This window comes from Aeromonas sp. R1-1, from assembly GCF_040908495.1.
Lineage (GTDB): Bacteria > Pseudomonadota > Gammaproteobacteria > Enterobacterales > Aeromonadaceae > Aeromonas > Aeromonas veronii.
Genome location: NZ_JBFODV010000261.1, coordinates 1 through 23,624, shown reverse-complemented (window position 1 = coordinate 23,624; position 23,624 = coordinate 1). Strand labels below are relative to the sequence as shown.

At 59.3% G+C, this 23,624-nt stretch carries 26 protein-coding genes and 1 tRNA gene; 5 read left to right on the top strand and 22 right to left on the bottom strand.

Going from position 1 to position 23,624, the window contains the following annotated elements; all coding sequences use genetic code 11:
- Window positions 1-28 precede the first annotated feature (28 nt).
- The 3 genes from AB5Y92_RS17585 to AB5Y92_RS17575 all read right to left on the bottom strand — a co-directional run bounded on the left by AB5Y92_RS17585 (window position 29) and on the right by AB5Y92_RS17575 (window position 1,890).
- Window positions 29-295, bottom strand: coding sequence for a superinfection immunity protein (locus AB5Y92_RS17585; protein WP_368227267.1), 267 nt, complete (start codon window positions 293-295; stop codon window positions 29-31).
- A gap of 689 nt (window positions 296-984) precedes the next feature.
- A tRNA-Thr gene (locus tag AB5Y92_RS17580) sits at window positions 985-1,060 on the bottom strand.
- An 89-nt stretch (window positions 1,061-1,149) separates the two neighbouring features.
- Window positions 1,150-1,890, bottom strand: coding sequence for a phosphatase (locus tag AB5Y92_RS17575; RefSeq protein ID WP_368227285.1), 741 nt, complete (start codon window positions 1,888-1,890; stop codon window positions 1,150-1,152).
- Window positions 1,891-2,358: 468 nt separating this feature from the next.
- On the opposite strand from AB5Y92_RS17575, the gene AB5Y92_RS17570 reads away from it, so the two are divergent.
- From AB5Y92_RS17570 to ruvC, 5 genes are all read left to right on the top strand, one after another.
- A complete protein-coding gene (locus tag AB5Y92_RS17570) occupies window positions 2,359-3,012 on the top strand; it encodes a TetR/AcrR family transcriptional regulator (RefSeq protein WP_005334507.1) in 654 nt (217 codons plus the stop codon).
- 48 nt (window positions 3,013-3,060) lie between these two features.
- Complete coding sequence (locus tag AB5Y92_RS17565) at window positions 3,061-5,388, top strand: acyl-CoA dehydrogenase (protein WP_368227266.1); 2,328 nt, start codon at window positions 3,061-3,063, stop codon at window positions 5,386-5,388.
- 167 nt (window positions 5,389-5,555) lie between these two features.
- The gene (locus AB5Y92_RS17560; protein WP_368227265.1) at window positions 5,556-8,618 is read left to right on the top strand and encodes an efflux RND transporter permease subunit; all 3,063 of its coding nucleotides are present in this window, start codon (window positions 5,556-5,558) and stop codon (window positions 8,616-8,618) included.
- Between the two features lie 15 nt (window positions 8,619-8,633).
- Window positions 8,634-9,683: an efflux RND transporter periplasmic adaptor subunit gene (locus AB5Y92_RS17555; protein WP_368227264.1), complete on the top strand. Its 1,050-nt coding sequence runs from the start codon at window positions 8,634-8,636 to the stop codon at window positions 9,681-9,683.
- Window positions 9,684-9,798: 115 nt separating this feature from the next.
- Window positions 9,799-10,320, top strand: coding sequence for a crossover junction endodeoxyribonuclease RuvC (gene ruvC, locus AB5Y92_RS17550; RefSeq protein WP_005334512.1), 522 nt, complete (start codon window positions 9,799-9,801; stop codon window positions 10,318-10,320).
- 151 nt (window positions 10,321-10,471) lie between these two features.
- Here ruvC and ascL read toward each other — a convergent pair whose 3' ends face one another.
- The 19 genes from ascL to acrH form a co-directional block, all read right to left on the bottom strand.
- Window positions 10,472-11,137, bottom strand: coding sequence for a SctL family type III secretion system stator protein AscL (ascL, locus tag AB5Y92_RS17545; protein ID WP_368227263.1), 666 nt, complete (start codon window positions 11,135-11,137; stop codon window positions 10,472-10,474).
- On the bottom strand, window positions 11,116-11,742 hold the full coding sequence (locus AB5Y92_RS17540; protein ID WP_368227262.1) for a Yop proteins translocation protein K: 627 nt from the start codon (window positions 11,740-11,742) through the stop codon (window positions 11,116-11,118). The genes ascL and AB5Y92_RS17540 overlap by 22 nt, the downstream gene beginning before the upstream one ends.
- Window positions 11,739-12,479 carry a SctJ family type III secretion inner membrane ring lipoprotein AscJ gene (gene ascJ, locus AB5Y92_RS17535; RefSeq protein WP_179831119.1) on the bottom strand — a complete coding sequence of 247 codons (741 nt, stop codon included), beginning with the start codon at window positions 12,477-12,479 and terminating at the stop codon, window positions 11,739-11,741. The genes AB5Y92_RS17540 and ascJ overlap by 4 nt, the downstream gene beginning before the upstream one ends.
- A 6-nt stretch (window positions 12,480-12,485) precedes the next feature.
- Window positions 12,486-12,824 carry a SctI family type III secretion system inner rod subunit AscI gene (ascI, locus tag AB5Y92_RS17530; RefSeq protein WP_005334527.1) on the bottom strand — a complete coding sequence of 113 codons (339 nt, stop codon included), beginning with the start codon at window positions 12,822-12,824 and terminating at the stop codon, window positions 12,486-12,488.
- Entirely contained in the window at window positions 12,824-13,378 is a 555-nt protein-coding gene (locus AB5Y92_RS17525) for a YopR family T3SS polymerization control protein (RefSeq protein ID WP_040065222.1), read from the bottom strand. The genes ascI and AB5Y92_RS17525 overlap by 1 nt, the downstream gene beginning before the upstream one ends.
- Complete coding sequence (locus AB5Y92_RS17520; protein ID WP_164536384.1) at window positions 13,375-13,728, bottom strand: YscG family type III secretion system chaperone; 354 nt, start codon at window positions 13,726-13,728, stop codon at window positions 13,375-13,377. The genes AB5Y92_RS17525 and AB5Y92_RS17520 overlap by 4 nt, the downstream gene beginning before the upstream one ends.
- A complete protein-coding gene (gene ascF, locus AB5Y92_RS17515; protein WP_021229954.1) occupies window positions 13,728-13,985 on the bottom strand; it encodes a type III secretion system needle filament protein AscF in 258 nt (85 codons plus the stop codon). The genes AB5Y92_RS17520 and ascF overlap by 1 nt, the downstream gene beginning before the upstream one ends.
- Window positions 13,978-14,190 carry an EscE/YscE/SsaE family type III secretion system needle protein co-chaperone gene (locus AB5Y92_RS17510; RefSeq protein WP_005334536.1) on the bottom strand — a complete coding sequence of 71 codons (213 nt, stop codon included), beginning with the start codon at window positions 14,188-14,190 and terminating at the stop codon, window positions 13,978-13,980. Before AB5Y92_RS17510 ends, ascF begins: the two co-directional genes overlap by 8 nt.
- Window positions 14,153-15,457, bottom strand: coding sequence for a SctD family type III secretion system inner membrane ring subunit AscD (ascD, locus tag AB5Y92_RS17505; protein WP_111900816.1), 1,305 nt, complete (start codon window positions 15,455-15,457; stop codon window positions 14,153-14,155). Before ascD ends, AB5Y92_RS17510 begins: the two co-directional genes overlap by 38 nt.
- Window positions 15,454-17,307, bottom strand: a complete 1,854-nt coding sequence (ascC, locus tag AB5Y92_RS17500; protein ID WP_368227261.1) for a SctC family type III secretion system outer membrane ring subunit AscC — start codon at window positions 17,305-17,307, stop codon at window positions 15,454-15,456. The genes ascD and ascC overlap by 4 nt, the downstream gene beginning before the upstream one ends.
- A complete protein-coding gene (gene ascB, locus AB5Y92_RS17495) occupies window positions 17,280-17,705 on the bottom strand; it encodes a YscB family type III secretion system chaperone AscB (RefSeq protein ID WP_017411838.1) in 426 nt (141 codons plus the stop codon). The genes ascC and ascB overlap by 28 nt, the downstream gene beginning before the upstream one ends.
- 15 nt (window positions 17,706-17,720) lie before the next feature.
- Window positions 17,721-18,536, bottom strand: coding sequence for a type III secretion system negative regulator ExsD (gene exsD / locus AB5Y92_RS17490; protein ID WP_005334544.1), 816 nt, complete (start codon window positions 18,534-18,536; stop codon window positions 17,721-17,723).
- A 119-nt stretch (window positions 18,537-18,655) separates the two neighbouring features.
- Entirely contained in the window at window positions 18,656-19,471 is an 816-nt protein-coding gene (locus tag AB5Y92_RS17485) for an AraC family transcriptional regulator (protein WP_164536379.1), read from the bottom strand.
- A gap of 344 nt (window positions 19,472-19,815) precedes the next feature.
- A complete protein-coding gene (locus AB5Y92_RS17480; protein ID WP_164536378.1) occupies window positions 19,816-20,217 on the bottom strand; it encodes a YscW family type III secretion system pilotin in 402 nt (133 codons plus the stop codon).
- Entirely contained in the window at window positions 20,214-20,447 is a 234-nt protein-coding gene (locus AB5Y92_RS17475; protein WP_164536377.1) for a T3SS regulon translocated regulator ExsE family protein, read from the bottom strand. Before AB5Y92_RS17475 ends, AB5Y92_RS17480 begins: the two co-directional genes overlap by 4 nt.
- 2 nt (window positions 20,448-20,449) lie before the next feature.
- Window positions 20,450-20,893, bottom strand: coding sequence for a type III secretion system chaperone (locus AB5Y92_RS17470; protein WP_021229946.1), 444 nt, complete (start codon window positions 20,891-20,893; stop codon window positions 20,450-20,452).
- A gap of 135 nt (window positions 20,894-21,028) precedes the next feature.
- The gene (aopD, locus tag AB5Y92_RS17465; RefSeq protein ID WP_368227260.1) at window positions 21,029-21,925 is read right to left on the bottom strand and encodes a type III secretion system translocon subunit AopD; all 897 of its coding nucleotides are present in this window, start codon (window positions 21,923-21,925) and stop codon (window positions 21,029-21,031) included.
- A 12-nt stretch (window positions 21,926-21,937) separates the two neighbouring features.
- Window positions 21,938-23,110 (bottom strand): type III secretion system translocon subunit AopB, encoded by a 1,173-nt coding sequence (gene aopB, locus AB5Y92_RS17460; RefSeq protein ID WP_368227259.1) that lies wholly within the window; start codon window positions 23,108-23,110, stop codon window positions 21,938-21,940.
- A complete protein-coding gene (gene acrH, locus AB5Y92_RS17455) occupies window positions 23,094-23,594 on the bottom strand; it encodes a SycD/LcrH family type III secretion system chaperone AcrH (RefSeq protein ID WP_368227258.1) in 501 nt (166 codons plus the stop codon). Before acrH ends, aopB begins: the two co-directional genes overlap by 17 nt.
- Window positions 23,595-23,624 lie beyond the last annotated feature (30 nt).

Here is a 23,624-nt window from a genome sequence, read left to right as displayed (position 1 = left end):
AGAGAAATAAGCAGTTAATAAGAAATGATCACTTACTTTTCACCGCTGTACACGCCCATATTAAAGCGGCAGCCCAACCAATAAATGTCCACCCTCCCAGTAAGTTAAGCATAAATATAGCAAGCATATTATGATGATTGCGTTTAGCTGCTACGGTTGTTGGAATTAAATATAGGCACAAAAAAATAATTCCGAACATCAAAAATTGTAGTGCACCACCTCCAGCACCTCCGCTATACTCACCAGCAAAAGATAAGAATGGTAGAAGAATCATTAACAATATAACTTTTTTCATGTTCACCACCCCCTCGCTGCGAGACGCTTAATCTCACCATGCATCCACTCAGCGTATTTTAAATCTTCAGAACGTGGTCCGTTCGTCCAGTTCGTGGGGTAACACCCATCACTTGCCAAACGACGTAGTTCGTTCAATATCTCTGTATACTCACGATTCATAGCTCGGCACTCGTCACGGCGAATCTCTTGAGCTCGTTGAACTCCCCATGTATTTGCGATATCAAGACAAATGCGTCCATTATCAGCGTATGATTTGTATAGGTCTCTAACTTTTGACGCATCACATGAAGGCGCGGCTATCACAGCTGCGGAAAGAAGAGCAAACAAAGTACAGATGATAAACTGCAATATCTTCATTTGAGAATTTTGACCATCTTCCATGCCTCGATTCATACCATTATTACCCTACATTAAAATTTCATTGAACCTTGCAAAGTGCGAAGTTTAAACGATTAGCTACCAGTCTCTCAATGCAGAGTGGTCGCAATCTCAACGTAACACCAAACATCGAGGCATCTGAACGGCAAGATTACGGGTAGGTTACGGGGGCGATCCTGACAAATCCTGTGCCTTGGGAGATATGCCCTAACAGGCTATAGGTTGCAATCTGTTGGGCCCAGTGTTGGGCCAATTCACCAAAGAGCACAAATGGTTAGCTTCGATGAGAAGCTAACCCATTGTTTTATATGGTGCCGATAAGGGGAATCGAACTCCTGACCTTCGCATTACGAATGCGCTGCTCTACCAACTGAGCTATACCGGCTTGTTGCTCTCCACATTCATAATAAATGACCGGCAAGTCAATTAAGCCAGCTCGATTTTATGAGTTAGCTCATGGTGTTAGAGCCCGATTTACAGATCGACAAACTCGGGGATATGGGCCCGGCCGCGGCTTTCGAGAAATTCGAGCAGGGCGCGGGGGGAGCGCACCAGGATCCGCTCTTGCGGGAAGCCCGCTTCGGTCACCAGACGGTAGCAATGGTCAAAATCGCCAAGAGTAAATGCCACGTGGGAATCGGAGCCGAAAGTGAGATAGGCCCCCAGATCTCGCGCTGCTTCGATGATGGCACGGCAGTTGCCTTCGCTCCCCGGGCGGGAATGAATGAAGGAGGAGTTGTTGACCTCCAGCGCCACCCGATAGTCGGCCGCCGCCTTGACCACCGCCTGAATATCGATTGGAAATGCGGGGTTGCCAGGGTGGCTGATCATGTCGACCCGGCCGCTCTTGATGGCGTTGATCATCGCCTGGGTGTGGGTGGCCTGATCGCAGGGAGGGAATACCTGCTCATGAAAACCCGCCATGATCATGTCGAGGCGCGACTCATAGCGCTCGGGAAAATCGATCTCCCCCTCCAGGTTTTTGATGTTTGCCTCGATACCCCGCAGGATCCCTACCCCATCCACCACTCTTGGCAATATCGGCAAGTTGGCAAAGTGCCAGACATGAGGGGCATCGGCCATCTCGGGGCCATGATCCGTGGTGGCGAACAGCTTGATCCCCTTGGCCCTGGCTATCGGCAGATAGTCGTGGATGGTGCTGTAGGCATGGGTGCTGGCAATGGTGTGAGTGTGGGTATCGACCGGGTACTTCATCTTCTCTCCCCTCATATTTTGAAAGGGCAGCATAGCAAAGAGCGGCAGCTTGGGCCACGCCAGTGCTTGCCACACTTTGTCACAAAATGCCGCGAAGCTGACATAGTCTGAGGGGCTCTGGCTGGCATACTGTCCCCGTCGATACATGCCTGAACTCGCATCGACAGTTTGCCGTCAGGATGACGCGAACTCACTTTCCCCACCGTCGCGCCCTGCGGCGGTTTTTTTTGCCTGCAAGCCGCAAACTGGTAACAAACGCGCAAAAAAAGGCCCAACTAGCATGGAGCAGGTTGGGCGAGACTTAATGTTTAATTGCAGTGGCATAGATATAGAGTCCTGCTTTTTGACTAAGTTCCGCCCACTTTGCTTTTTTCATCGAAAAACATTCCGCTAACACTCATTCACATTCTCTTGACACTTCACGTTATGAAACGTACTTTTTAAACATTCGTTTAAGTGAGGTGTCCAGTGAGTAAAATCGATACCAAAAACCGTATTCTCGACGCCGCTGAAGTGCTGTTTGCCGAGCGGGGATTCGCCGATACCTCTTTGCGTCTGATCACCAGCGAGGCCGACGTCAATCTGGCTTCCGTGAACTATCACTTCGGCTCCAAGAAGGAGCTGATCCAGGCAGTGCTCGACCGCTATCTGAGCCTGTTTATGCCCGATCTCGATGCTCGCCTGCGGGTACTGATGGAGCAGGAGCAGCTGACCTTGCTGCAACTGTTTGAAAGCTTTGTCGAGCCGCTGATGAAGCTATCAGCGGTGCGGGCCAACGGCCCGGCCATCTTCATGCAGCTGCTGGGGCGCGGCTATATCGACAGCCAGGGCCACCTGCGCCGCTTTATCACCGCCCACTATGGCCCCATTTTGCAGCGGATCACCCAGGCCATCTCCAAGGCCAATCCGGCCCTGTCGCCAGCGGATCTGTTCTGGCGCCTGCACTTCACCCTGGGCACCGTCGTATTCACCATGGCCTCTGCCGATGCGCTGCGCGACATCGCCCTGGCCGACTTTGGCCAGCAGCTCGATGTGGAAGGGCTGGTGCGCAACGTTATTCCTTATCTGGCGTCCGGAGTCGGGGCGCCCGTGGAGTCGACCAGGCTCTCCCTGGCCGTGTAACAACCAACAATAAATCAACGGAAACAGTGAAATAGAAGGAACTTCGGTATGATCACATTGCTTGTCCTGCTGGTGCTGGCGATAGCCGTTGTGCTCGGCGTACCCTCCATCCGTAAAAAGGTGGTAACCCGTCCGGTGTTCGGCATCTTCAAAAAAATATTGCCGCCCTTGTCAACTACCGAGCGGGAAGCCATGGAAGCTGGCTCCGTCTGGTGGGATGGCGAGTTGTTTCGCGGCAACCCCGACTGGAAAAAACTGCACGGCTACGGCAAGGCCGAGCTGACCGCAGAGGAGCAGGCTTTTATCGACAATCAGGTCGAAACCCTGCTCGCCATGGTTGACGACTTCAAGATCGTCAACGAAACCAAAGACCTGCCGGAACCGGTGTGGGACTATCTGAAGAAGGAAGGCTTCTTCTCCCTGATCATCCCGAAATCCTACGGCGGCCGCGAATTCTCGGCGATTGCCAACTCCACCATCGTCACCCGTATCGCGACCAAGAGCCTGAGCGTGGCGGTCACCGTCATGGTGCCGAACTCTCTCGGCCCGGGTGAGCTGCTGATGCACTACGGCACCCTGGCCCAGAAAGATTTCTGGCTGCCGGGGCTGGCCAATGGCAAGGAAGTGCCCTGCTTCGCCCTGACCGGGCCGGAAGCGGGCTCCGATGCGGGCGCCATTCCTGACAAGGGGATCGTCTGCAAAGGGATGCACAAGGGTGAAGAGGTGCTGGGTATTCGCCTCAACTGGAACAAGCGTTACATCACCCTGGCGCCCCGCGCCACCGTGCTGGGGCTGGCGTTCAAACTCTATGACCCGGAAAAACTGCTGGGTGACAAGGAAGAGCTCGGCATCACCTGCGCCCTCATCCCCACCAGCCACCCGGGCGTGCGTGTCGGCGATCGCCACTACCCCATGGGTCTGGCGTTCCTGAACGGCCCGACCTTCGGCAAGGATGTGTTCATTCCGCTCGACTGGATCATCGGCGGCCCGGATTACGCCGGTCGCGGCTGGCGCATGCTGGTGGAGTGCCTCTCAGCCGGTCGCGGCATCTCGCTGCCTGCCCTTGGCACCGCCTGTGGTCACATGGCGAGCCGCACCGTGGGCGCCTACTCCTACGTACGCAAGCAGTTCGGCATGTCCATCGGCAAGTTTGAAGGGGTGCAGGAAGCGCTGGCCCGCATCGGCGGCCTCACCTATCAGCTGGAAGGGGCCCGTCGCATGACCGCCGGTTCGCTGGATTTGGGTCAGGCACCGGCCATCGTCACCGCGATTTCCAAGTACCACATGACCGAAATGGCGCGCCAGATCATGGATGACTCCATGGACATCCACGCCGGTCGTGCCATCCAGCTCGGGCCCAAGAACTACACCGGCTACGCCTACATGGGCATTCCGGTGGCCATCACGGTGGAAGGGGCCAACATCCTGACCCGCAACCTGATGATCTTCGGGCAGGGTGCCACCCGCTGCCACCCGTATGTCTTTGCCGAGCTGGAAGCGGCGGCTGATACCGACGTGGAGCGCGGTCTCGAGAAGTTTGACGCCCTGCTGATGAAGCACATCGCCTTCGGCGCCGGCAACTTCTTCGGCTCCCTGTTCCAGGGGCTGACTCTGGGCCAGTTCAACAGTGCGCCGGTGGCCGGTGAAACCGCCCGCTACTACAAGCAGCTCTCTCGCATGAGTAAAGGGTTGGCTCTGTGCGCCGACGTCTCCATGCTGATGCTGGGCGGAGATCTCAAGCGCAAGGAGATGATCTCCGCCCGTTTGGGTGACGTGCTGAGCCACCTCTATCTGGCCTCCGCCACCCTCAAGCACTACGAGGATCAGGGCCGTATGGTCTCCGATCTGCCGTTCGTACAGTACGCGGTGGAGCGCAACCTCTACCTGATTGGCAAGGCGTTCGAGGGCTTCTTCCAGAACTTCCCGAACAAGGTGGTGGGTGCCGTGCTCAAGCGGGTGGTGTTCCCGTTCGGCGTCGGTTACAAGATGCCGGCAGACGATCGCTGCCATGCCATCTGTCTGGCCATGATGAAGCCTGGCGAGTTCCGCGACCGTCTGACCGCCCTCTGCTATGTGGGCAAGGATGAGGCGGATCCGGTCGGTCTGATGGAGCGTGCCTTCCAGGCCATGATCGCCGTGCAGCCCTACGAGAAGAAGCTGGTGCAGGCACAGAAAGAGGGCAAATTGCCTCGCAAACTGGCGCTGCCGGAGCTGGTTGCCGCCGCACTAGCCGGTTCCATCCTGAGCAAGGACGAAGCGGACAAGCTGCTGGCCGCCGATGCCCTGCGCTACGAAGCGATTCAGGTAGACAACTTCGCCCCGGGCGAGCTGGAAGGCTTCTCCCAGCAAGCAAACAAGGTCGAACACGCCGCCTGATCCCCTGGCAACCCTGTACCAAACCGGCCCTCGTGGCCGGTTTTTTTGTTTGTTAACCATGCATTTACAAGCCGGGAGAATTCCAGTTAAATGCTTGAGTCCCTGTTGCAGGGACTTTGGAAGCAAGGCCAGCGGAATGGCCGATAACAACAACTCAGGAAGAGTGAATGAACCTCGCCAAAACGGCGATCGAACGCCCCATCTGGGTGGCGGTCTCGATCGTGCTGATTTTCCTGCTGGGCCTGCTCAGCATCCGGGGACTGCCGATCCAGCTGTTCCCCGACATCGACCGTCCACACCTCAACATCTCGGTGAGCTGGCGTTCAGCCTCGCCCCAAGAGATGGAGTCGGAGATCACTGACCCCATCGAGCAGGAGATGCAGGGGGTTCAGGGGCTCAAGAGTCTTGTCAGCAACAGCTATCCCGGCTTTACCGAAATCGACATGGAGTTTGCCCTCGGCACCGACATGCAGCGGGCCCAGCTCGATGTGATTTCGCGGCTGAACCGGGTCTCGGGATTGCCGGACAAGATTGGCGGCCCCTACGTCAACAACTACAGCAGCAACGACACCCTCACCTTCTTCTTCATCCAGCAGCTGCCCGGCGCCAAAGGGGTGATCGATGATCATCAGGCGTTGATCGAGGCGCGGGTCAAACCCGAGCTGGAACGCATCGAAGGGGTCTCGACAGTCGCAGTCGAGGGGATCAACGAGCGCCAGATCCAGATCCGCTTCGACCCCTATCGCGCCGCCGAGCTGGGGGTGGAGATCCCGGTGCTGGCCAGCCGGGCCACCACCGGCTGGGACGTGTCGGCCGGTACCCTCGACATCGGGCGCTGGGAGTACAAGCTGCGCTTCGCCGGTCGCTATGATGTCGAGACGCTGGGGGACAAGGTGGTGGACTGGCGCGATGGCCTGCCCATCTATCTGCGGGATGTGGCGGAAGTAAGGGTGGCCAGGGAAGAGAACCCAGTGCTGCGGATCCAGAACGGCAATACCGCCATCGCCGCCCAGATCTTCAAGGAGAGCGGTGCCAATGCCCTGGCCTCCCTTGAGGCGATCAAGGCCCGGGTGAACGAGCTCAACCGCGAGGTGCTGGAGCCGGTCGGGCTGCACATGGAGCAGTCGTTCGATGCCTCCCTCTACATCAATCGTGCCGTCAGCATGGTCACCGCCAACCTGGGGCTCGGGGTGCTGCTCTCCTGCGCCATCCTCTGGCTCTTCCTGCGCCAGCTCAAGGCGACCCTGATGATTGCCCTCGCCATCCCCATCAGCATCATGCTCACCTTCTGCCTGCTCAAGGTGATGGATCGCACCCTCAATATCATCTCGCTGGCGGGCATCGCCTTTGCCGTCGGCATGGTGCTCGACGCCGCCATCGTGGTGCTGGAGAGCATCTATCGGCGCCACGAGCGGGGGGATTTGAGCAAGGCGGAGGCGGCGCTCGAAGGCACCCGTCAGGTGTGGACGGCGCTGGTCGCCTCCACCCTCACCACGGTTGCTATCTTCCTGCCGGTGTTGCTGCTCAACGATGTGGAGGGTCAGCTGTTTGCCGATCTGGCGCTGACCATCGCCTGCGCCGTGACGGTCTCCATGCTGGTCGCCGTCATCGTGCTGCCTGCGGTGGCGGCGCGCTGGATGGGGCGTGAAACGCTGACCGATCCCTATGAGTCGCTGTGGCAGCGCACTACCCGTCATGTGATCCGCTGGACCTCGACCTCACGCCAGCGCTGGACGGTCATCACCCTGATGATGAGCCTGCCGGCCCTGGCCACCTGGGCGCTGCTGCCCAAGATGGACTATCTGCCGGACGTGAAACGGGACGCGGTGGATGTCTGGATGAACTTCACCCCCGGGGTCAATCTCAAGGCCCAGCGCGAAGAGGTGATCGATACCCTGATCGCCCGCCTCGCCCCCTACATGAAGGGGGAGAAAGAGCCTGCCCTCAAGAACTACTACATCTTGCGCTACCCGGGGGGCGCCCAGATTGGCGTGCGCCCCAAGGACGAGACCCGCATCAAGGAGCTGGAGAGCCTGTTGATGAAACAGCTGCTGGTAGGCATTCCCGACACCCGGGTGTTCGGCGGTCAGGGGTCGCTGTTTGGCGGCTTTGACAGCGAGAACGGCGTCTCCCTGCTGCTGCAGGGGGGCAACCTGCCCGAGCTCTATCAGGCGGCCCGTACCAGCATGGGGATCCTCAGCAAGGACCTGCCGGGAGCACAGGTCCGGCCCGAACCGAGTCTCGACTTCACCGCTCCCGAGCTCAAACTGGTGCCGCAAGATCGACGTCTCGCCGAAGTGGGTTGGGATCGCACACCCCTGCCCACCATCATCCAGACCTTTGGCGACGGCTTGCGGGTCGGCGAGTATTTCGATGGCGAGGATCGGCTCGACATCATGCTGATGGGGCAGAGCTCCGCCAATCCGGACGAACTGAAGGCAGTGCCGCTGGCCACCCCCTCCGGGCGCATCGTTCCCCTTGGCGAGCTGCTGCGGGTGGAGCATGACATGGGCCCGGCCAGCATCTTCCGGGCCGATGGGCGGCGCAGCATCAGCCTGCAGATAGCGCCCCCGGCGGGCATGACCATGGAGCAGGTGCTCGACACCCTGAAAAACCGCAGTTTTGCCGCCATCCGCCCCCTGCTGCCCGCTGGTGGCGAGCTGCGCATTGCCGGCAACGCCGACAGCCTGCAACAGGCGCTCGACAATCTGGGGACCATCTTCCTGTTCGCCGTGGTGATCCTGCTGGTGCTGCTGTGGGGAGTGTTTGCCTCCCTCAAGGATGCCCTGCTGGTGTTGCTCACCCTGCCCCTTGCCTCGGTTGGCGGCGTGCTGGCGCTGCAACTGAGCGGGCTGCTGGTGCCGCTGCCGATGGACCTGCTCACCATCATCGGCTTTGTCATCCTGCTGGGACTGGTGGTCAACAACGCCATCCTGCTGGTGCATCAGACCCGCACCGCCGAGCGGGACGGCATGAGCCGTCAGCTGGCGGTGGCCGATGCCCTGCAAAGCCGGATGCGTCCCATCGCCATGACCAGCCTCACCAGCATCTTCGGCATGCTGCCGCTGATGCTGAGTCCGAGCGAGGGGAGTGAAATTTACCGCGGGCTCGCCACCGTCATTGTCGGCGGCATGAGTTGCAGCACCCTGTTTACCCTGATCCTGTTGCCTGCCTTCCTGCGTCTCGGGGAGCAGGTGGCGATCCCACAACCCCTGCGCCAGCGGGCCTGAGCAAGGAGCTCATCGATGACACATATGATTACCCGAATGTTGGCTGGCGCGGTGCTGATTGCAGGCAGTGCGCTACCGGTATTAGCCGATCAGGGCAAGATGGTGACCCTGGCGGATGTGACCCAAGGGGATGCGGCCGCCAATATCTGGGTCAGCGGCACGGTGGCGAGTCGCCAGCAGGCGGCGCTAAGCGCCGAAGTGAGCGGCCGGGTGGAGTGGATCGCCGAATTTGGCAGCCGGGTCAAAAAAGGGGACGATCTGCTGCGCCTCGACAGCGCGGCACTGCGCCTCTCGCTGGAGCAGGCCCGCGCCGAGCAGGCGAAATGGCAGAGCAACTTGCGCTTCGCTCGCGCCGAATCCCAGCGGATCACCCGGCTGCATCAACAAAAGAGCGCCTCCCAGAGCCAGTACGACAAGGCCAGTTACGATGTGGAGCAGGCCGCGCTGGCCGAGCGGCTGGCCGCCATACAAGTGAACCAGATTGAAGAACAGCTGCGCCGCAGCCACATCTATGCCCCGTTCGACGGGGTGGTGAACAACCACTTCATCCAGCCCGGCGAGCATGTGGACGCGGGCGAGCAGGCGCTGGAGCTGGTCAACCCGGATCAGCCGGATATCCGCCTGCAGGCCCCCATTCTCTGGGCCCAGCAGCTGGCGCCGCAAACCCGGCTGCGGGTGGAGGGGGAACAGCTGAGCGGTCATGGCGTCTATTACCAGCGAGCCGCCAGCGCCGATCCCAAGTCGCGCCTCATCGAGCTGCGCCTCAAACCGGAAGCGGGCACCTTCATCATCGGCTCGCCGGTACGGGTTGCCCTGCCACTGGGGGATCAGCAGAGCATGCTGCTGCCCCGAGATGCCCTGGTGCTCGGCACCGATGGCAGCGTGGTCTATCAGGTGGCGCAGAGTGGCAAGGCGCTCAAGGTAAATCGGGTGCCGGTCACCGTGCTGTTTGGCGACAGCCAGCAGGTAGCGGTGAGCGGCGCCCTCAAGCAGGGGGATCGGGTGGTGGTGCGTGGCGCGGGCAGCCTGCAGGATGGCGACACCATAGAATTGTTCAAGGGGTAGCCACGCCCGACGCAGGCTGTCCAATCTTTGCCCGCTTGACCCGGGACATACAGCCAAACGGGCCACAGTTTGCTATCTTGGCGGCCATCACTCGTGTTTAGAGCAATCAACACCCATGAGCATTATTTTGGGCATCGATCCGGGTTCGCGGATCACCGGATACGGGGTTATCCGGGTCGTGGGCGGCAAGGCCGAATACTTGGGCTCTGGCTGCATCCGCACCGATTGCGGCGAGCTGCCGGAGCGCCTCAAGCAGGTTTATGACGGGGTATGCGAGATCATCACCCAGTTCAAGCCCACCGAGTTTGCCATCGAGCGGGTCTTTATGGCCCGCAACGCCGACTCGGCCCTGAAGCTGGGGCAGGCCCGTGGCAGCGCCATCGTCGCCGCAGTCAACGCCTATCTGCCGGTGAGCGAGTACTCCGCCACCCAGATCAAGCAGGCGGTGGTCGGCACCGGTGGCGCCGCCAAGGAGCAGGTGCAGCATATGGTGACCCATCTGCTGAAACTCTCCGCCACCCCGCAGGCGGATGCAGCAGATGCCCTCGGCGTCGCGCTCTGCCACCTGCACACCCGCCAGAGTCTGATCAAGATGGCCGGCCGCGCCAGCAGCTCGGTACGTGGCCGCTATCGCTGAGCCCTTGTGCCCCCCCCCACGGCTCATCTCGGTATCGCTAAATAAAAAACCGCCTCGGATATCCGGGGCGGTTTTGTTTTGGGCAGGTAACAACCGGCGGGACTTGTCAGATAAATGTTCTCTCACGTAGCCGGCCATATATTCAGCCGCCTTATTCAACCGCGGCATTCGCCCCGGCGAGTCGGGCCTGCTGTTCACCGCGCTTTTCCAGCACCGAGTTCATGGCGAGGGAGAGCGCCTCCAGCTGGCCGTCGAGGCTGGCGTCGATGATCCCCACCTCGGTCTCGAGAATGCAGCCTCCCTGATCGAGGCGGGCATCGGCGGAGATCTCGAGATAGCCGATTTCGGGGAAATCCTTGTGCACCCGGGCGATCTGGTCACGCACCGCCTGCACCTGCTCGGGATGAACCCGTATCGTCACCTGCTTCTGGTTGCTCACCAGCGAGAGCGCCTCCCGCACCACCTTGAGGGTGAGCGCCACCTGATCGTAATCGTGCAGGATCTTGCGCACCGCCTGCAGCACCACCTCGCTCATCTGCTGCTCCACGGTGCGATAGTACCCCTGGCACTGCAACTGGGTCTGGTGGATCAGCACCGCCTGTTCGCGCCGGGCTTCGTCAATCCCGGCTTGCCAGCCAAGGCTCTTCTGCTCTTCATAGACGGCGCGGGCCTCCGCCACAATATCGGCCGCCTGGGCCCGGGCAGCCTCTACCAGCTCCTGCGCGCTCAGGTAGGAGAGGTAATCCTGGCTACGCAAAATACGCTGGCTTGGCGCCAGTTGCAGATGGTCACTCTTTATTTCAACAAATGGCAGCATTGGGGGGTTACCTGTTTGGCAATCTTGAGACAAAGCGCCCGGGCCAGTGGCAGCTGGTCAGCCGCCAAAGGCCATGATGGTCCGGGTGGCGCTAGGGGAAGTCGCAGCGCGAGACGGCGAGCCCAGTCAGGGGGGCCCTCTCCGGCCGCAGCCAGCCAGAACTGCAAGCCCGCCTCTTCCAGCAAGCCTTCATCAAACTGAGTGGGCAGCGGACGCTGCCAACCCGCAGGCCAGGGGCCGATCAACAAGTCGAGCTGGGAGAGTACAGCTCTGTGCCCCTCCTCCCCCAGCAGGGCGATGATCTGGCGCAGCTTCGGTGCCAGCAAGCAGTGGCGGATCGCCTCACCGTGCAGCACGGCCCCCAGACGGCGCAACAACAGCATCAACTCACTTTGGGGAAAGAGCGCCAATCCCCCCAGAGGCGCGGGCATCTCATAGCCAATCCCCAGCGCCAGCGCCTCGAGCAGGGCGCCGTTACTGGCTGGCAGCGTCCGCCACTCGGGCAAGAGTTTGGGCACCTGAGCCCAGGATGAGGGCAGATGCGCCTCATGGAGGTAACTGGCCGGGCAAAAGCGCAGCTGATAGGGGGTCAAACCGACCGTCATCCGCGACTCCGGCTCCGGTGCCACATGTATTGCGCCAGGTTGCTGGTCACCACCAGCGCCAGCAACAGGGCAATCAAGCCACCCAGCCGCCATTTTGAACCTTCGCTCACTTCAATGGAGAACAGCGAGGTATTGCGCGGCATCAACGGGCTCTGGCGCACATCGGCCGAGGGCACCAGCACCACGCTGATCCGGTCGTAGGCGAGCCCCTCGATACTGTTGTTGACCAGTTGTTTGATCTGCGGAATGTAAGTATCGAGCTGGATATCCGCCGCATGCTTGATAAAGACCGAGGCCGAGGCCGGAGAGGGTTTCTTGCTGATCCCCTCATTGCCCTCCGGCAGCACCACATGGACACGAGCCACCAGCACGCCGTCTATTTCCGACAGAGTATTGGAGATCTCCTGCGCCTTGGCATAGGTGAGGCGAGCCCGCTCCTCGGTGGGCGAGGAGATGAGGCCATCCTTGGGAAACACATCCTGCAGAGTGGAGAAGCTCTCTTTTGGATAGCCCTTGCGTTTGAGGGTCTCGATGGCCTGCGCCACGTCGGACTCCTCCACCAGCAGCTTGATGCGGCCATCCTTGTCCGGCTGCTTGTCCGAGGCGATCCCCTCGGTTTGCAGCAACGCCAGCATCTCGTTGCCCTCTTTCTGAGTGACCCCGGTATAGAGCTCCACTTTGCAGCCACTGAGCAGCAACGAGGCGCCGAGCACCCCCATCAGCATCGATCTCTTCACACTACCTCACTGGGTCTTCAACAGGGTTTCTACGTTCTGGCTCATCTTGCCCACTGTCTTGGCAATCAGCTCCTCCTGCATGGTGATCCGCATCAACGACCACTGCATCTGCATCAGGCTGTTGGGATCATCCCCCGGGGTCGCCAGCTCGGCTTGCAGGCTCTGTTTGGCCTCGACAAACTGCTGCTTCAACTCCCCCAGCTCCCCCAGCAGGGAGCTCCCCATCCCCTGGGATGTGCTCCCCATCGCCTGTTCAAAACTGGCGACATGGGGCGAGGAGAGATCCACCGCTTTCAACTCATCCAGGCTGGTGACCACCGCCTGGGCAGACTGTGTAATTTCCATCACGCCTCCAGATCAAGTTTGTGCGAATTGCGCATCAGATTGTCTACCATGCCGTTGAGCGGGATCAGGGTCATCAGCTCGCGCCGGGCCAGCGCATCGAGAAATTGATGCCCCGCGGGCACAGCGCCCTGCCCGTCCCTGAGCTCGCTCAACAAGTTCAGCAACACCTTCTCCCGCCGCGACGCTAGGGGGTCAAACTCCCGCATGGTGGCTCGCAACTCCGGCAGATCGATGGCATCCACCACCGGCGACTGACGCTCGCCAAACCGCGCGATCAGCTTGTCGGTGACCGGGGCAAACAGCTGCTTGCCAATCTCAGGCGCCGGTTTGTCGCCCTGTTGGTAGATCTGCCAGAGCAGTTCACGCTTGGCGGCTGGTGTTACACCGGCCAGCAAACCCTCAAGGGGTGTCCCCTGTTGCCAGCGTTCGAACAGATCCGGCTCGGGGGTCTTGGCCAGCAGTCGCTCGAACTGGCGTTGGGCCATGGATTCGGGCGGGGGCGGCTGACGCAACGGCTGCTCTCCCCCCAGCTGATCGCTGCCTTCAATTTTCATGAGGCCATCTGCTCACGCAGGCCGGCGGCAAACTGTTGCAAGGTTGGCTGACCGCTCTGCTCCAGTCGGAGCAACCGTGCAGTCAGCGCCTCCTGCTGACCAAGCCGCCACTCGCACAGGGCCAGCCAGGGTTCGATATCCGGTGTGCAGTGCTCGCCACCAAGCTGCAAAGCGGCCTGGTAATCCCCCCGGTTCATCAGGGAGGAGAGGCGAATGAGCGTTACACACTCGGTCATCTCCGGCGCACCCGCCAGCCAGTCGGCAATAGTAGCCGCCTCCTGGTGACAATGGTGGCCGGTACCAGCCAGCGCAAGTTCGGCCAGTTGTCGCTTGAGTTCAGGGTTCATCATCAAATCTTCTGCAAAATACCCTGCATCAGGTCTTTCATGGCCCGAGTCACGGTGGAGTTGATGTTGTAGATCACCGACCATTTGTTGATCTTGTGCTGCAACTCGGCCAACAGCGCCGGGTTATCCGGATTGGTTTTCATCGCCTCAATGGCCTTGTTGACCTCGGTGTTGGCGGTGTTGGCCTGACCAGAAAGGTTTTCTGCCACTTGATCGAGGGTGTTACTGTTCTTGTCCGTATAGGTAAAGTAATCAGCCATGGTTGTGCTCCTTTATCTTGCCAATGATCGTGAGCCCCGCCTCAATGGCGTCGGCCTGTTGTTGCCACTCCCGATACTGTTGCGGGGTTCCCCCGCGCAGCAGTTGCCGTTTCACTTCACCCTGCGCCTGAACAAGCTGCTCATGCAGCTCACGGGCAAAGGCGGGATCAGCGCCGGACAGTCGCGCTTCCAAACTGGTCATCATGCCGCTCGGCTCCTTTTAATTTGACGATGTATTGCTGCTTGCCTTTGCTCACCACCACCGCATCGGGGCGAATGGCCAGCACCCGCACCCCGCTGGAGGTTGCGCCCCCAACCGGATAGCGCTGGTTGTCTGCCAATACCACATAAGGCACCCGACCAAACGAGACGCTGCGCACGTCGAACTCCAGCTCATCCTGACGCGGCGTTCTGGTCTGGTTGATCAGCTCCAGCGTCGGGTGTGTACCGAACTCCCGGCGAAACTGCTGATTGACCTGCTGAAACTGGCCAAGTTGGCGCTCATCCAGCTGGCCGGAGAGTTCGAGTCGCCCACCCGCCTCACGCACCCGTAATGCACCAGCCAGCCCCTGCTCCTGCAGCAAGGCATCGAGGCGCTTGCGATAAGCCCCGGCAATCTGTACCTGATTCTCAACCCCCAGCAGGCCGGGGACCTCCTGCTTGAGCAGAGATTCAATGGTGCTCCATTTGCCATCCTGCCCCTGAATTTCACCGCTGAGCTTGAGCCAGCCGGGCTCCTTGCCATTGCGGATCTGCAGCTGTTCATAACCCAGCTTCTGCAAGATAAAGCCGGCACCCTGCCGCAGATCTTCCATGGTGCGCAGCTCCAGCCGGTAGCTGAAACCTTTGCTGTCGAGGTACTGTTGCAAAGCAAGACGCGCGCTGTTCTCATCGACATAACCCGAGAGCTGCCACAGCTCGGGGTCACTACTGTTCAGCACCACCTGACGGTAGTTTGGTGCGGCCAGAAAGCGCTTCAATGCCTGCTCACTGCGGGCGGATTCGTTCTCGTCGGCGCCATGCCACCAGCCCGTGCCGAGCAGCAAGACCACGGCGACCACCAGACTCAGGCAGAGGGCGCCCATCCAGACGTCGGCGCCCGCTGCCCGCCGCCGCGGCGCACGAGAAGGAGCAACCACCGCCGCCAGAGCCTCCAGCTGTTCGGGTAGCGAACGACTGTTGTCACAGAAGCTCCAGAGCAGCGGGCCTGCCTCCAGTCGAGTCCCCGCCCTGAGCGTCTCTCCCGCGGTCAGGGCGACACCGTCCTGAGTCGGGGTAATACCGTCCGCCCAGGCTTGCAGGGTGATCCCTTCCCCATTCACCAGCAGTACCAGATGCTCGGGGGCCATCCCCTCATCCACCAGCACCAGATCAGCCTTGAGGGGATCGGAACCGATGACCAGACGCCCCTCCGGCAGTGGAACTTCTACCCCGCGGTTGAGCCCGCGATATACGCGGCACTTCCAGCTCATCGGGTAGCGCCCTCATTGCCCGCCTGCACGCACCAGCTGGCGGCCGGTGTACATTTTTGATCCTTGTTCATTTCGACCAGACGCCACCCCAGCTCATTGCCCATCCGGCACTGGGTGAGGGACGAGCTCTTGCCCCCCTGACGCAGCAGTTGCTGCACATCACGGGCTGCAGCCAGCGGCTGGCATTGCGCGCCCCCCAGCACCTTGCCAAGGGAGAGACTCTGATTGGAGATCTCATCAGCAGCGAGCACCCCGGCTCGCAGATCCTGACCATTGCCGAGGGCCAGATAGTGGGCAATACCGTCATCAATCAGACGAGGCTCGATGATAAAGAGCCGCACCGAACGACGGGTCTGGGTGTCCTTGCTACGGAACAGCGCCCCCAGATAGGGGATGTCACCAAGGAAGGGCACCTTGCTCAGGTTCTCGCTCATCTCGTCGCGGTAGATACCGCCTATCAGCAGACTCTGGCCATGGCCGACCCGAGCGATGGTATCGACCACGGTGCGACTGATGGTGGGAATGCCATCGGCCCCCGCACTGTTGGGTTTCTGGTTGCCATCCTCGATGTGGAGGCTCAGGCTGATCTCGGGTCTGTCACCCATCTGGATCACCCGGGGCGTCATCCGCAACATGGTGCCGTAAGTGATCCCCTGCAGCTCGGCCACCCGCTCGCCGCTGATCTTCACGTAATAGGTCTCGCTGTGGTCGATCACCGCCTGGGTGTTTTCCTGGGTCAGCAAGGTCGGGCGGGAGACCACCTGGGCATTGCCTTCGTTTTCCAGCAAGTTGACCCGGGCCAGCAGATAGTCGAGTCCCTTGGAGTCCACCAGACTGCCGAGCGCAGCGCCCCCTTCAATTCCTTTGCGATCGCCGGTGGTCTTGATAATCACCTGCTGGTTGGAACCGGTGCGGATCCCCACTCGCCAATCCACCCCCAGCTGGGAGAGATCCTCGGCATTGATGTCGATGATGGAGAGCGCCACCTCAATGCGGGCCGCCGGTTTGTCGAGCGCGGCGATCAGCTTGCCGTACATCGCCATCCGCTCCGGAGCATCGCGCACGATCACCGCATTGAGGGAAGGATCGGCCTGCACGATGGCCTGACCGGAGGTGGCTGCGGCGCCTTTATTGCCCTCGCCGTTGACCATCTGCACGCCAGCATCGCTCAGCAGTTTGGCCAGAATGGTCGCCACACCGGGCGCCGCCACATCGGTATCGCGGTACTGGATGGATCGGTCAGTCGCCGAGGCGTACTTGAGGGGGAAGATCTCGATGGCCAGCGGCCCGGTCTTCTCGCTGCGCAGCTGAGACTGTTGCTCCAATGCCAGCGCGGTCTGCTCGATCAGTTCAAGGTAACGGGGCGGGCCGGAGACATAGACCAGCCGGTTATCCGCATCGGGGCGCCAGCCAAAGCGGGGCTCCCAGATCCCGGCTCGTTGCAGCGCCTGCTTGAGTTCTGCAGCGCCAGTCTGCTCAAGATTGATGAGACGGGACTGCACTTCGCTGTTCTTGAAGACGTAGAGCACATTGCCGTCGTAGTACCAGACCAGGTTGTAGAGGGAGGAGAGCTGCTGCAAAAAGGCGAGCGGCTCGTCATGCTCAAACTGACCGTTGACCTGATCGTTGACCTTGTCGCTGACCACCACGGAGACCTCGTAGTTGGCACCGAAGTTGACCAGCACGTCGCGCAGACTCTCCCCTTCAGCCACATAGCTGTAAGGCATGGGCACCCAGTCCAGCTCCTGTGCCATGGCGGGACGCTGCCACGCCATCACGGCGAGGCAGATCCACAACAGGGGACGCAGCAGGGGTTGCACACTCAAGGGTGCCATATCATCTGTCTCCATTGGGGGGCCAAGGCGGCCTCGGTCAATTGGGGTTCCAAGCGCTCCAGCAGGGCGATGTGCTGGCTCAGGCGCTCCGCCAGCAGCGCCTCATCGAGCCACTCCAGCGCGAGCCGCGCCTCCAGCTGCAAATTGCCAAGATCGTCCAGCACCAGGGCATGGGGGGCATGACGCCCCCAGGCCACCACCTGTTGCAACAGACGCTTTAGCAGCGCCGGATCATGGGCCTCAGCGTCATTCCTCTGGCTGCTTGCAAGCGGGGTACTCAGCAGCAATTCACCGTTTCTGGGGGTCAGAAAGAGGGGATAACCATCGATCCGCAGATGGTACTTTCCCTGTGCGTCGGCAATAAAAGGCCCTTGGCCAAGGTTTGCGGCCAATCGATTCAGTAGCGTTTGCATAGTTCCTCGGGCTATCTAGGGCGCAGGAGGCTGCCAGTAGAAGTGATCCTGACCCAGGGCAATGCCCCGGCCAGCCAGCCACTCATGCAGGGTTAGGGCTGCCTCATCCTGATGGGGCAGAGCCTGCAGGGCATGCCAGAATGTGCCGAGCTCAAGCGGTACCGGCATCAGGTGAACCGGGTCTCCCTCCTTGCTCGTTTGTGCATACCAGGCAGGCCAGGCCAGCTGGAGACGTGTCTCACAATCAGTCTGCAGCCGGGTGAGCTCCTGCTCGCGCTGGTTCAACTGCTCAAGCTGATCGGCGATCCGGCTCTCCAGATCCGCCGGTACATCGACCACGGTCTGCCAGAACACAGCCTGGGCATTGAGCTGGCGGCGCATCACCTGCAACTGCTCCAGTTCGTTAAGCCAGGCGCCGTAAAGTGGTTCAAGACGCTGAACCCACCAGCGGTGCAAGGGATAGAGCACCCAGTGCCACAGCAAGGGACGATCCGCCAGATTGATGCGGTCCCCCAGCTGCTGCATCCAGTCACAACGCTCACTGCCTGCCAGACGCAAGATCTGTTGCAGCTCCTCACGCGAGACGGCCAGCGCGGCATCGAGACGGCGCTGAAACCAGATGGAGCCCAACAGACTCTCCAGTCGAGTTCTTGGCAACAGTCGTTGCAACAGGGCCATCTGCTGCGAGGTGATCACGCCGGCATCCTGATAACGGAGCACGGACAGCTGGCCGACCAGACGATCCCGACTCAGGGTATCTGGCTGGACAACGGTAACCCGACGACCTGCAAACAGGCCCTGGTTAGGTGAATGGTGATCTTGCTGACTCATGCTATGCCTTGATCATCTTGCTGCGGGCAATAATGGAATGATGTTTCGATATGCTGGCTATTCTATCCATTGCCTCGCTCCGCGGCTTATAAAAAACGTCAGATTATTTTAGTCCGGCGTTAATCTGTGCCGTGTCGGGCACGGCTTGGCGTACAGCCAAAACGACGACGATAACTCTGGGTAAAATAGGATTGGCTGGAGAAGCCGGCCTCCATCGCAATATCGACGATGCTCATTTCACTATTGAGTAATAACTGATGAGCGAAAAGGATCCGCCTTTCACTGATCCAGGCGCGTGGAGAAACACCATATATCGAGCCAAACAGCTCCTTGAAAGTGGTCAATCCCATACCGAACTCTTTGGCGAATTCGCTGAGCTTCCACTCCATCAGATAGTGCTTTTCCATAAACTGTTGCAACCGCTCGACCTGGCGATTGCTCAGCTGGCGCAAAATAGACATCAGTTGAGGCCCCTGTTCACCAAACGCGAGCAGAAACAACAACTCTTCGGTGCGTAATTGGGCCAGTGCGGGGGGATGTTCATGTTCGGTCAACCCGCGCAGCCCCTGAATACATTGGGTCAGCAAAGGGGATGAGTGAAACGGCAACAGCGTGGGGGCCATCCCCTCCAGCCGGGGGACTTCACTCAATAGTGAACCAAAACGTTGCAAGAAGCCTTGCAAAAAGGAGTTTGACAGAGGTAGCCAAAGCAGGCGGCAGGGGCCGTCACCGGTACAGACCGCGTAGTTGCCACGGCGCACGAACAGAAGTTCGTTGGAGGATAATTCATAGGTATCGGTACAGTCCTGCCACTTCATCGATCCTTCCAGGAGAATATAAATTCCCTCTTGCGGATGTTCGATAACGTTAAAAGCAGACATGCACCACTGGAGCAGGGCCATATCGCCCTTCTCTGTGGTAGTAATGCCTTTCATGTTTTATTTTCCTGAATCTGCGTGTAGTACCAGTAACACCTCCGGAAGCGGGTCGCTCTCGGGTGCTTTATTATTGCTGTTATTTTTATTTATTATTTTGTAATCAAGTCATTCGCTGGTGAATTCAAAAATTAATCACCATTGAAATGAAGGGGGATCCTACAACAGTCACAAGCAGAAAAACCAGCCTAAAATTAGAGCTAACACACTATTTATCCAGTGCAACGACTCATACTTAATGGTGTGCTTACAGCAAAAAATACTTCGTTACAAAAAGAAACCTTCAATCTTAACTGACAAATTAATAAATGATTGATTTGATGCTTTTTATTTAAACACAATCATTACTGACATTGTGGATAACAAGCTTTTGGCTGCAATTGAATAACCATTTTTTTGTCATTAAAAATCTTAAAAACTTTCTGCTGACTCATAGCCTGTACCGCGGAGCCATCTATAAATCGCAAGCGGGCCCGCAGATAGATCTCCCCTTCCGCCAGTTGCAGAGGGGTCAAACGCAGATCAAACAGCAATGGCAGCATGGTCACCTCATAACGGGTGGCTGCCACTTGCAACGGACGCCCCCCGATCACGCTGAGCACCGCCACCTCCACCGTCGCCGGACGTGGCAAGGCTTGCGGGAAGCGCACCTCGCCCTTGAGTTGCTGTTGCGATGGCTTCAGCTCCGGGGTGGTGACACAACCGGCCAGCATGGCCAACAGCATCAGTAGCAGCAGACCTCTCATAACACCCGGATCCGCCGTTCACTCAGCGGAGTGTGCTCGCCCTGCTGCAGTCGCTGCAACGCCAGCTCCTGGACCTGATTGAGGGTAATGGAGCGTCGCAGCAGTGCCGACAGGGGAACCTGGCTCGCACTGGCTGACCGGGCACTCACGGTTCTGCCTGCAAATGCCCCTACCTTGCCCGCCCCTGCCCCATGCAGGGCCAGCGCGCCTTGTGATTCCTGAATCTTCATGGTTATACCCGCACTCCCATCACCTGATCACTGCTGCCTGCCTCCCGAGTACCGGGTTGCAGCAACTCCTGCCAGAACTCGGCATGCTCCAGCATGCTGGCGAGACTCTCTTCAAGGTACGCCAGGGTCAACCGGCTTGCCGCCATCTGGCGATAGAGTTGCACCGTCAGACTCTCTTCATCGAAACCGAAGTGAAGATTGAACTGATACCAGTGACGATTGAAGCTGGCCAACTGACGGAAAATCCCCTCGCCCACCTGATGCAGCTCGGCCACGTCAGCCTGCAACACCAGCTGATCCCGCTCTGGCACCAGGATCAGGCTGAGTTGCAACTGCTCGTCAAAGCAGAGCGCCGCAACCCCCTCCTGATTCAGAGCCAGGGATGGCAAACCATATTTGGTGGCAAATTCAGCGAGCAGTCGATTGATGATGACAGTTACATCCATGATTTCCTCCAGCAGAGAGGAAGAGATGTTAGCCTGCCACCGACATGCGGGCTGTCACTCAAGGGCGGCACTTTTAAGAAAAATGGTCGGAAAAACAAAAAGGCGCCCCAGTGGGCGCCTTGATTGCCATGACGTTTATGCCACGCCGAATGCCGCTTTCCAGGCCTGATTCTGGCTCTGGGAATACTGCTGCATCAGTTGCAGCAGATCTTTCATAAAATTGGCATTGAAGGACATATTGTCCTCGGCCTTCTGCTTCTCGCTCTGACTGATGGTCGCCTCGACCTCGTCTTCTTTCGCATTGGCCTGGCTATCACCCTGCGCCACCTGCACCGCAGAGTTGCTCATTTGCCCCACAGACTGGGTTACGGTGTTGAACACCTGACCCCGTTCGGAAGTGCGAGCAAATTTCTTGTCCAACAATCGGCTCGCATTACTGTCTGCAACTTGATCCTGTTTCCAGACTTTGCCCACATCAGCACGGTCAACCTGCTGGCCCTGCTTGCTCAAGCTATCAACCTTGGCGTCAATCAAGGCCTCGCGACCGGCAATCTTGCCATCAAGGGATTGTTGCTGCTTGATAGTCTTGGCGCCCTTGCCCAGGCTGATCCCGCCCATAATGGCAGAGAACCCCGCCATCACGCCGGAGACCACCGCCATGACGATCATCAGCTTGGCGCCGTGGCGCATCTCGTCAACCTGCGCCTGCTGGCTACTGATGACCAGCTTGTTTTCGATGTCCCGAACCTGCAACCCCTCCTCACGGGCCTGGCGGGCCAGCTTGAACAGCAAGGACATCATATCCATCGCACTGTCCAGCTGCGCAACCATCTGGGTCACCCCTTTGGTATCGAAGGGGATGGAGGGGCGTGGCAGAGTAGGAACGCTCTTGTTCTCTGCCCCTTGCGAACGGGTCGAAACGGCAGCCTCATGGGCAGTGGTCGCACTGCGAACCTGCTGCGGCTCACCGGCTTGCACCTCGGTCAGCGGGGCGGTACGGGTCACACCATTTGCATAATCACTGTTAATCATGGTCGGTACTCCTTAGATAGCGGCAGGTCTGCGGGCCAGGTTGTTCATCATGTCGCCCTTGGCATTGATCATCAGGAAGATCATCTCCATGGTCTGCTGGAACGCCTCGATCATCTGGGCTATCGCCTCCTTGAGCTTGTCGATGACCCCTTGCAGTTCGGTCATCTCGCTCTTGCTCAAGGCAAGATCAGCTTGGGCATCGAGCGACTCGGACTCTTTCGCCGACTGGACCGTTTTGGCCACGCCACTGCTCACATCAATGAGGATATCGGCACCCTGGGTGGCCAGTTTGGCCACTTTCGCCACCTTGTCACTCACCTTCACCGCCTCAACGGTTGCTCTGGCACCAAATTTGGCGGCCATTTCACCCGCTTTGGCAACGATTTTGGCGGTAACATCCGCAACCTTGCCACCAATCTTGGCGCCCAGTTTGGCAATCGCACCGCCAATGGTCGCACCGAAACTGACTGCGGCCGAAATCACTGCCAATGCAATCTCTATCCCCATCAGGGCTGGCCCCAGCTTCTCCATCACCTCCTTGGAGATAAGGCCATCAGCGGCAGCCTGCTGCACAGCCATGTTGACCACGCCAACGACGCCAGCTGCGATCATCAGGGCACCGGCGGCAGCACCAATCCCGGTTGCCACCATGATGGCACCGATCACCAGCGAGGCGATGGCACTGATCCAGCCAAAAATCTTGCCAAAGATACCGGCCTTCTTGGCCTCCTGGGCACTCTCTTCTGCCTCTTTGATCTTCGCCTGGTTCTCGCCGATCTTCTTCTCGTTCAGCGTGCGAGCTTGTCGGATATCATCAAGCTTCAGCTTGGTCTGGGTCTTCTCCAGATCGCTGGTGAGCTTGCCCAGCTCAATCTCGAACGCTTCGGGCGAGGTAAAGGCTGCTGTCACCAACCCGGTGGTGTGCGGCAGAATCAAGCGGGTGTTCTCTTTCACCGAAGCCACCAACTTGCCGATTTCACCAAGTTGCTGCGCACTGACCTGGCTATTGCTTACCGCCAGTGGTGCGTTTAGCGAGACCCCTGACTTGCGGGCCTGACCGGCGACTTGCACCGTGGCGGCATCGAGCCGTGTTTCACTGCGAGGTTGGGTTACGGGCGCCAGGCCCGCAACATCACCTGTGTTTCCCAGCGGGGAAACCTGTCTTTCATTACTGATCGGGTTCATCTTGCAGATCCCTTCTGATTGCGATGGCTTCCAACATGACCTTGGCGCTTGCCGCCAGGTCTGCCTGCCGGGGATCTGTGTCCGCCAGCAGTCGGGCCGAGTGGAAGCCACTCTCGGCCCCGTTCAAATCACCTTGTTGCAGCCGGCACTCGGCAGCATGAAACGGGAAACGGGGATCGTTCAGGTCGAGCATGGCGCCAAAGCTGTAGCTTTGAACCGCCGTTTCAAACTCCCCCATCGCCTGACGGCAGGCACCCAGCCCAAGGAAATAGCGCGGCTCATAGTGATCCAGCATGCAGAGGGCCTGGAAGATCTTGTGAGCATCCTCCCACTTGCCGGCCTGATACTGGCCAAAGGCCAGGGCATAGAGCTGCTCCAGGGTGTCGCCCGAGATATCCTGCAGCATGGCCAGGGTGCCACCGTCAGCCATAAAGGCTTCCAGCTCTGCTTCATATTCCGGGGTCAGGGTGGTGTCGGTCTGCATGATCTCTCCTCAAATTGCGCCAAGAATGTC

Coding starts and splice junctions, on each gene's coding strand:
- AB5Y92_RS17585 (WP_368227267.1), bottom strand. CDS start 295: ATGAAAAAAGTTATATTGTTAATGATTCTTCTACCATTCTTATCTTTT.
- AB5Y92_RS17575 (WP_368227285.1), bottom strand. CDS start 1,890: ATGAAGTACCCGGTCGATACCCACACTCACACCATTGCCAGCACCCAT.
- AB5Y92_RS17565 (WP_368227266.1), top strand. CDS start 3,061: ATGATCACATTGCTTGTCCTGCTGGTGCTGGCGATAGCCGTTGTGCTC.
- AB5Y92_RS17560 (WP_368227265.1), top strand. CDS start 5,556: ATGAACCTCGCCAAAACGGCGATCGAACGCCCCATCTGGGTGGCGGTC.
- AB5Y92_RS17555 (WP_368227264.1), top strand. CDS start 8,634: ATGACACATATGATTACCCGAATGTTGGCTGGCGCGGTGCTGATTGCA.
- ruvC (WP_005334512.1), top strand. CDS start 9,799: ATGAGCATTATTTTGGGCATCGATCCGGGTTCGCGGATCACCGGATAC.
- ascL (WP_368227263.1), bottom strand. CDS start 11,137: ATGCTGCCATTTGTTGAAATAAAGAGTGACCATCTGCAACTGGCGCCA.
- AB5Y92_RS17540 (WP_368227262.1), bottom strand. CDS start 11,742: ATGACGGTCGGTTTGACCCCCTATCAGCTGCGCTTTTGCCCGGCCAGT.
- ascI (WP_005334527.1), bottom strand. CDS start 12,824: ATGGAAATTACACAGTCTGCCCAGGCGGTGGTCACCAGCCTGGATGAG.
- AB5Y92_RS17525 (WP_040065222.1), bottom strand. CDS start 13,378: ATGAAAATTGAAGGCAGCGATCAGCTGGGGGGAGAGCAGCCGTTGCGT.
- AB5Y92_RS17520 (WP_164536384.1), bottom strand. CDS start 13,728: ATGATGAACCCTGAACTCAAGCGACAACTGGCCGAACTTGCGCTGGCT.
- ascF (WP_021229954.1), bottom strand. CDS start 13,985: ATGGCTGATTACTTTACCTATACGGACAAGAACAGTAACACCCTCGAT.
- AB5Y92_RS17510 (WP_005334536.1), bottom strand. CDS start 14,190: ATGATGACCAGTTTGGAAGCGCGACTGTCCGGCGCTGATCCCGCCTTT.
- ascD (WP_111900816.1), bottom strand. CDS start 15,457: ATGAGCTGGAAGTGCCGCGTATATCGCGGGCTCAACCGCGGGGTAGAA.
- ascC (WP_368227261.1), bottom strand. CDS start 17,307: ATGGAGACAGATGATATGGCACCCTTGAGTGTGCAACCCCTGCTGCGT.
- ascB (WP_017411838.1), bottom strand. CDS start 17,705: ATGCAAACGCTACTGAATCGATTGGCCGCAAACCTTGGCCAAGGGCCT.
- exsD (WP_005334544.1), bottom strand. CDS start 18,536: ATGAGTCAGCAAGATCACCATTCACCTAACCAGGGCCTGTTTGCAGGT.
- AB5Y92_RS17485 (WP_164536379.1), bottom strand. CDS start 19,471: ATGAAAGGCATTACTACCACAGAGAAGGGCGATATGGCCCTGCTCCAG.
- AB5Y92_RS17480 (WP_164536378.1), bottom strand. CDS start 20,217: ATGAGAGGTCTGCTGCTACTGATGCTGTTGGCCATGCTGGCCGGTTGT.
- AB5Y92_RS17475 (WP_164536377.1), bottom strand. CDS start 20,447: ATGAAGATTCAGGAATCACAAGGCGCGCTGGCCCTGCATGGGGCAGGG.
- AB5Y92_RS17470 (WP_021229946.1), bottom strand. CDS start 20,893: ATGGATGTAACTGTCATCATCAATCGACTGCTCGCTGAATTTGCCACC.
- aopD (WP_368227260.1), bottom strand. CDS start 21,925: ATGATTAACAGTGATTATGCAAATGGTGTGACCCGTACCGCCCCGCTG.
- aopB (WP_368227259.1), bottom strand. CDS start 23,110: ATGAACCCGATCAGTAATGAAAGACAGGTTTCCCCGCTGGGAAACACA.
- acrH (WP_368227258.1), bottom strand. CDS start 23,594: ATGCAGACCGACACCACCCTGACCCCGGAATATGAAGCAGAGCTGGAA.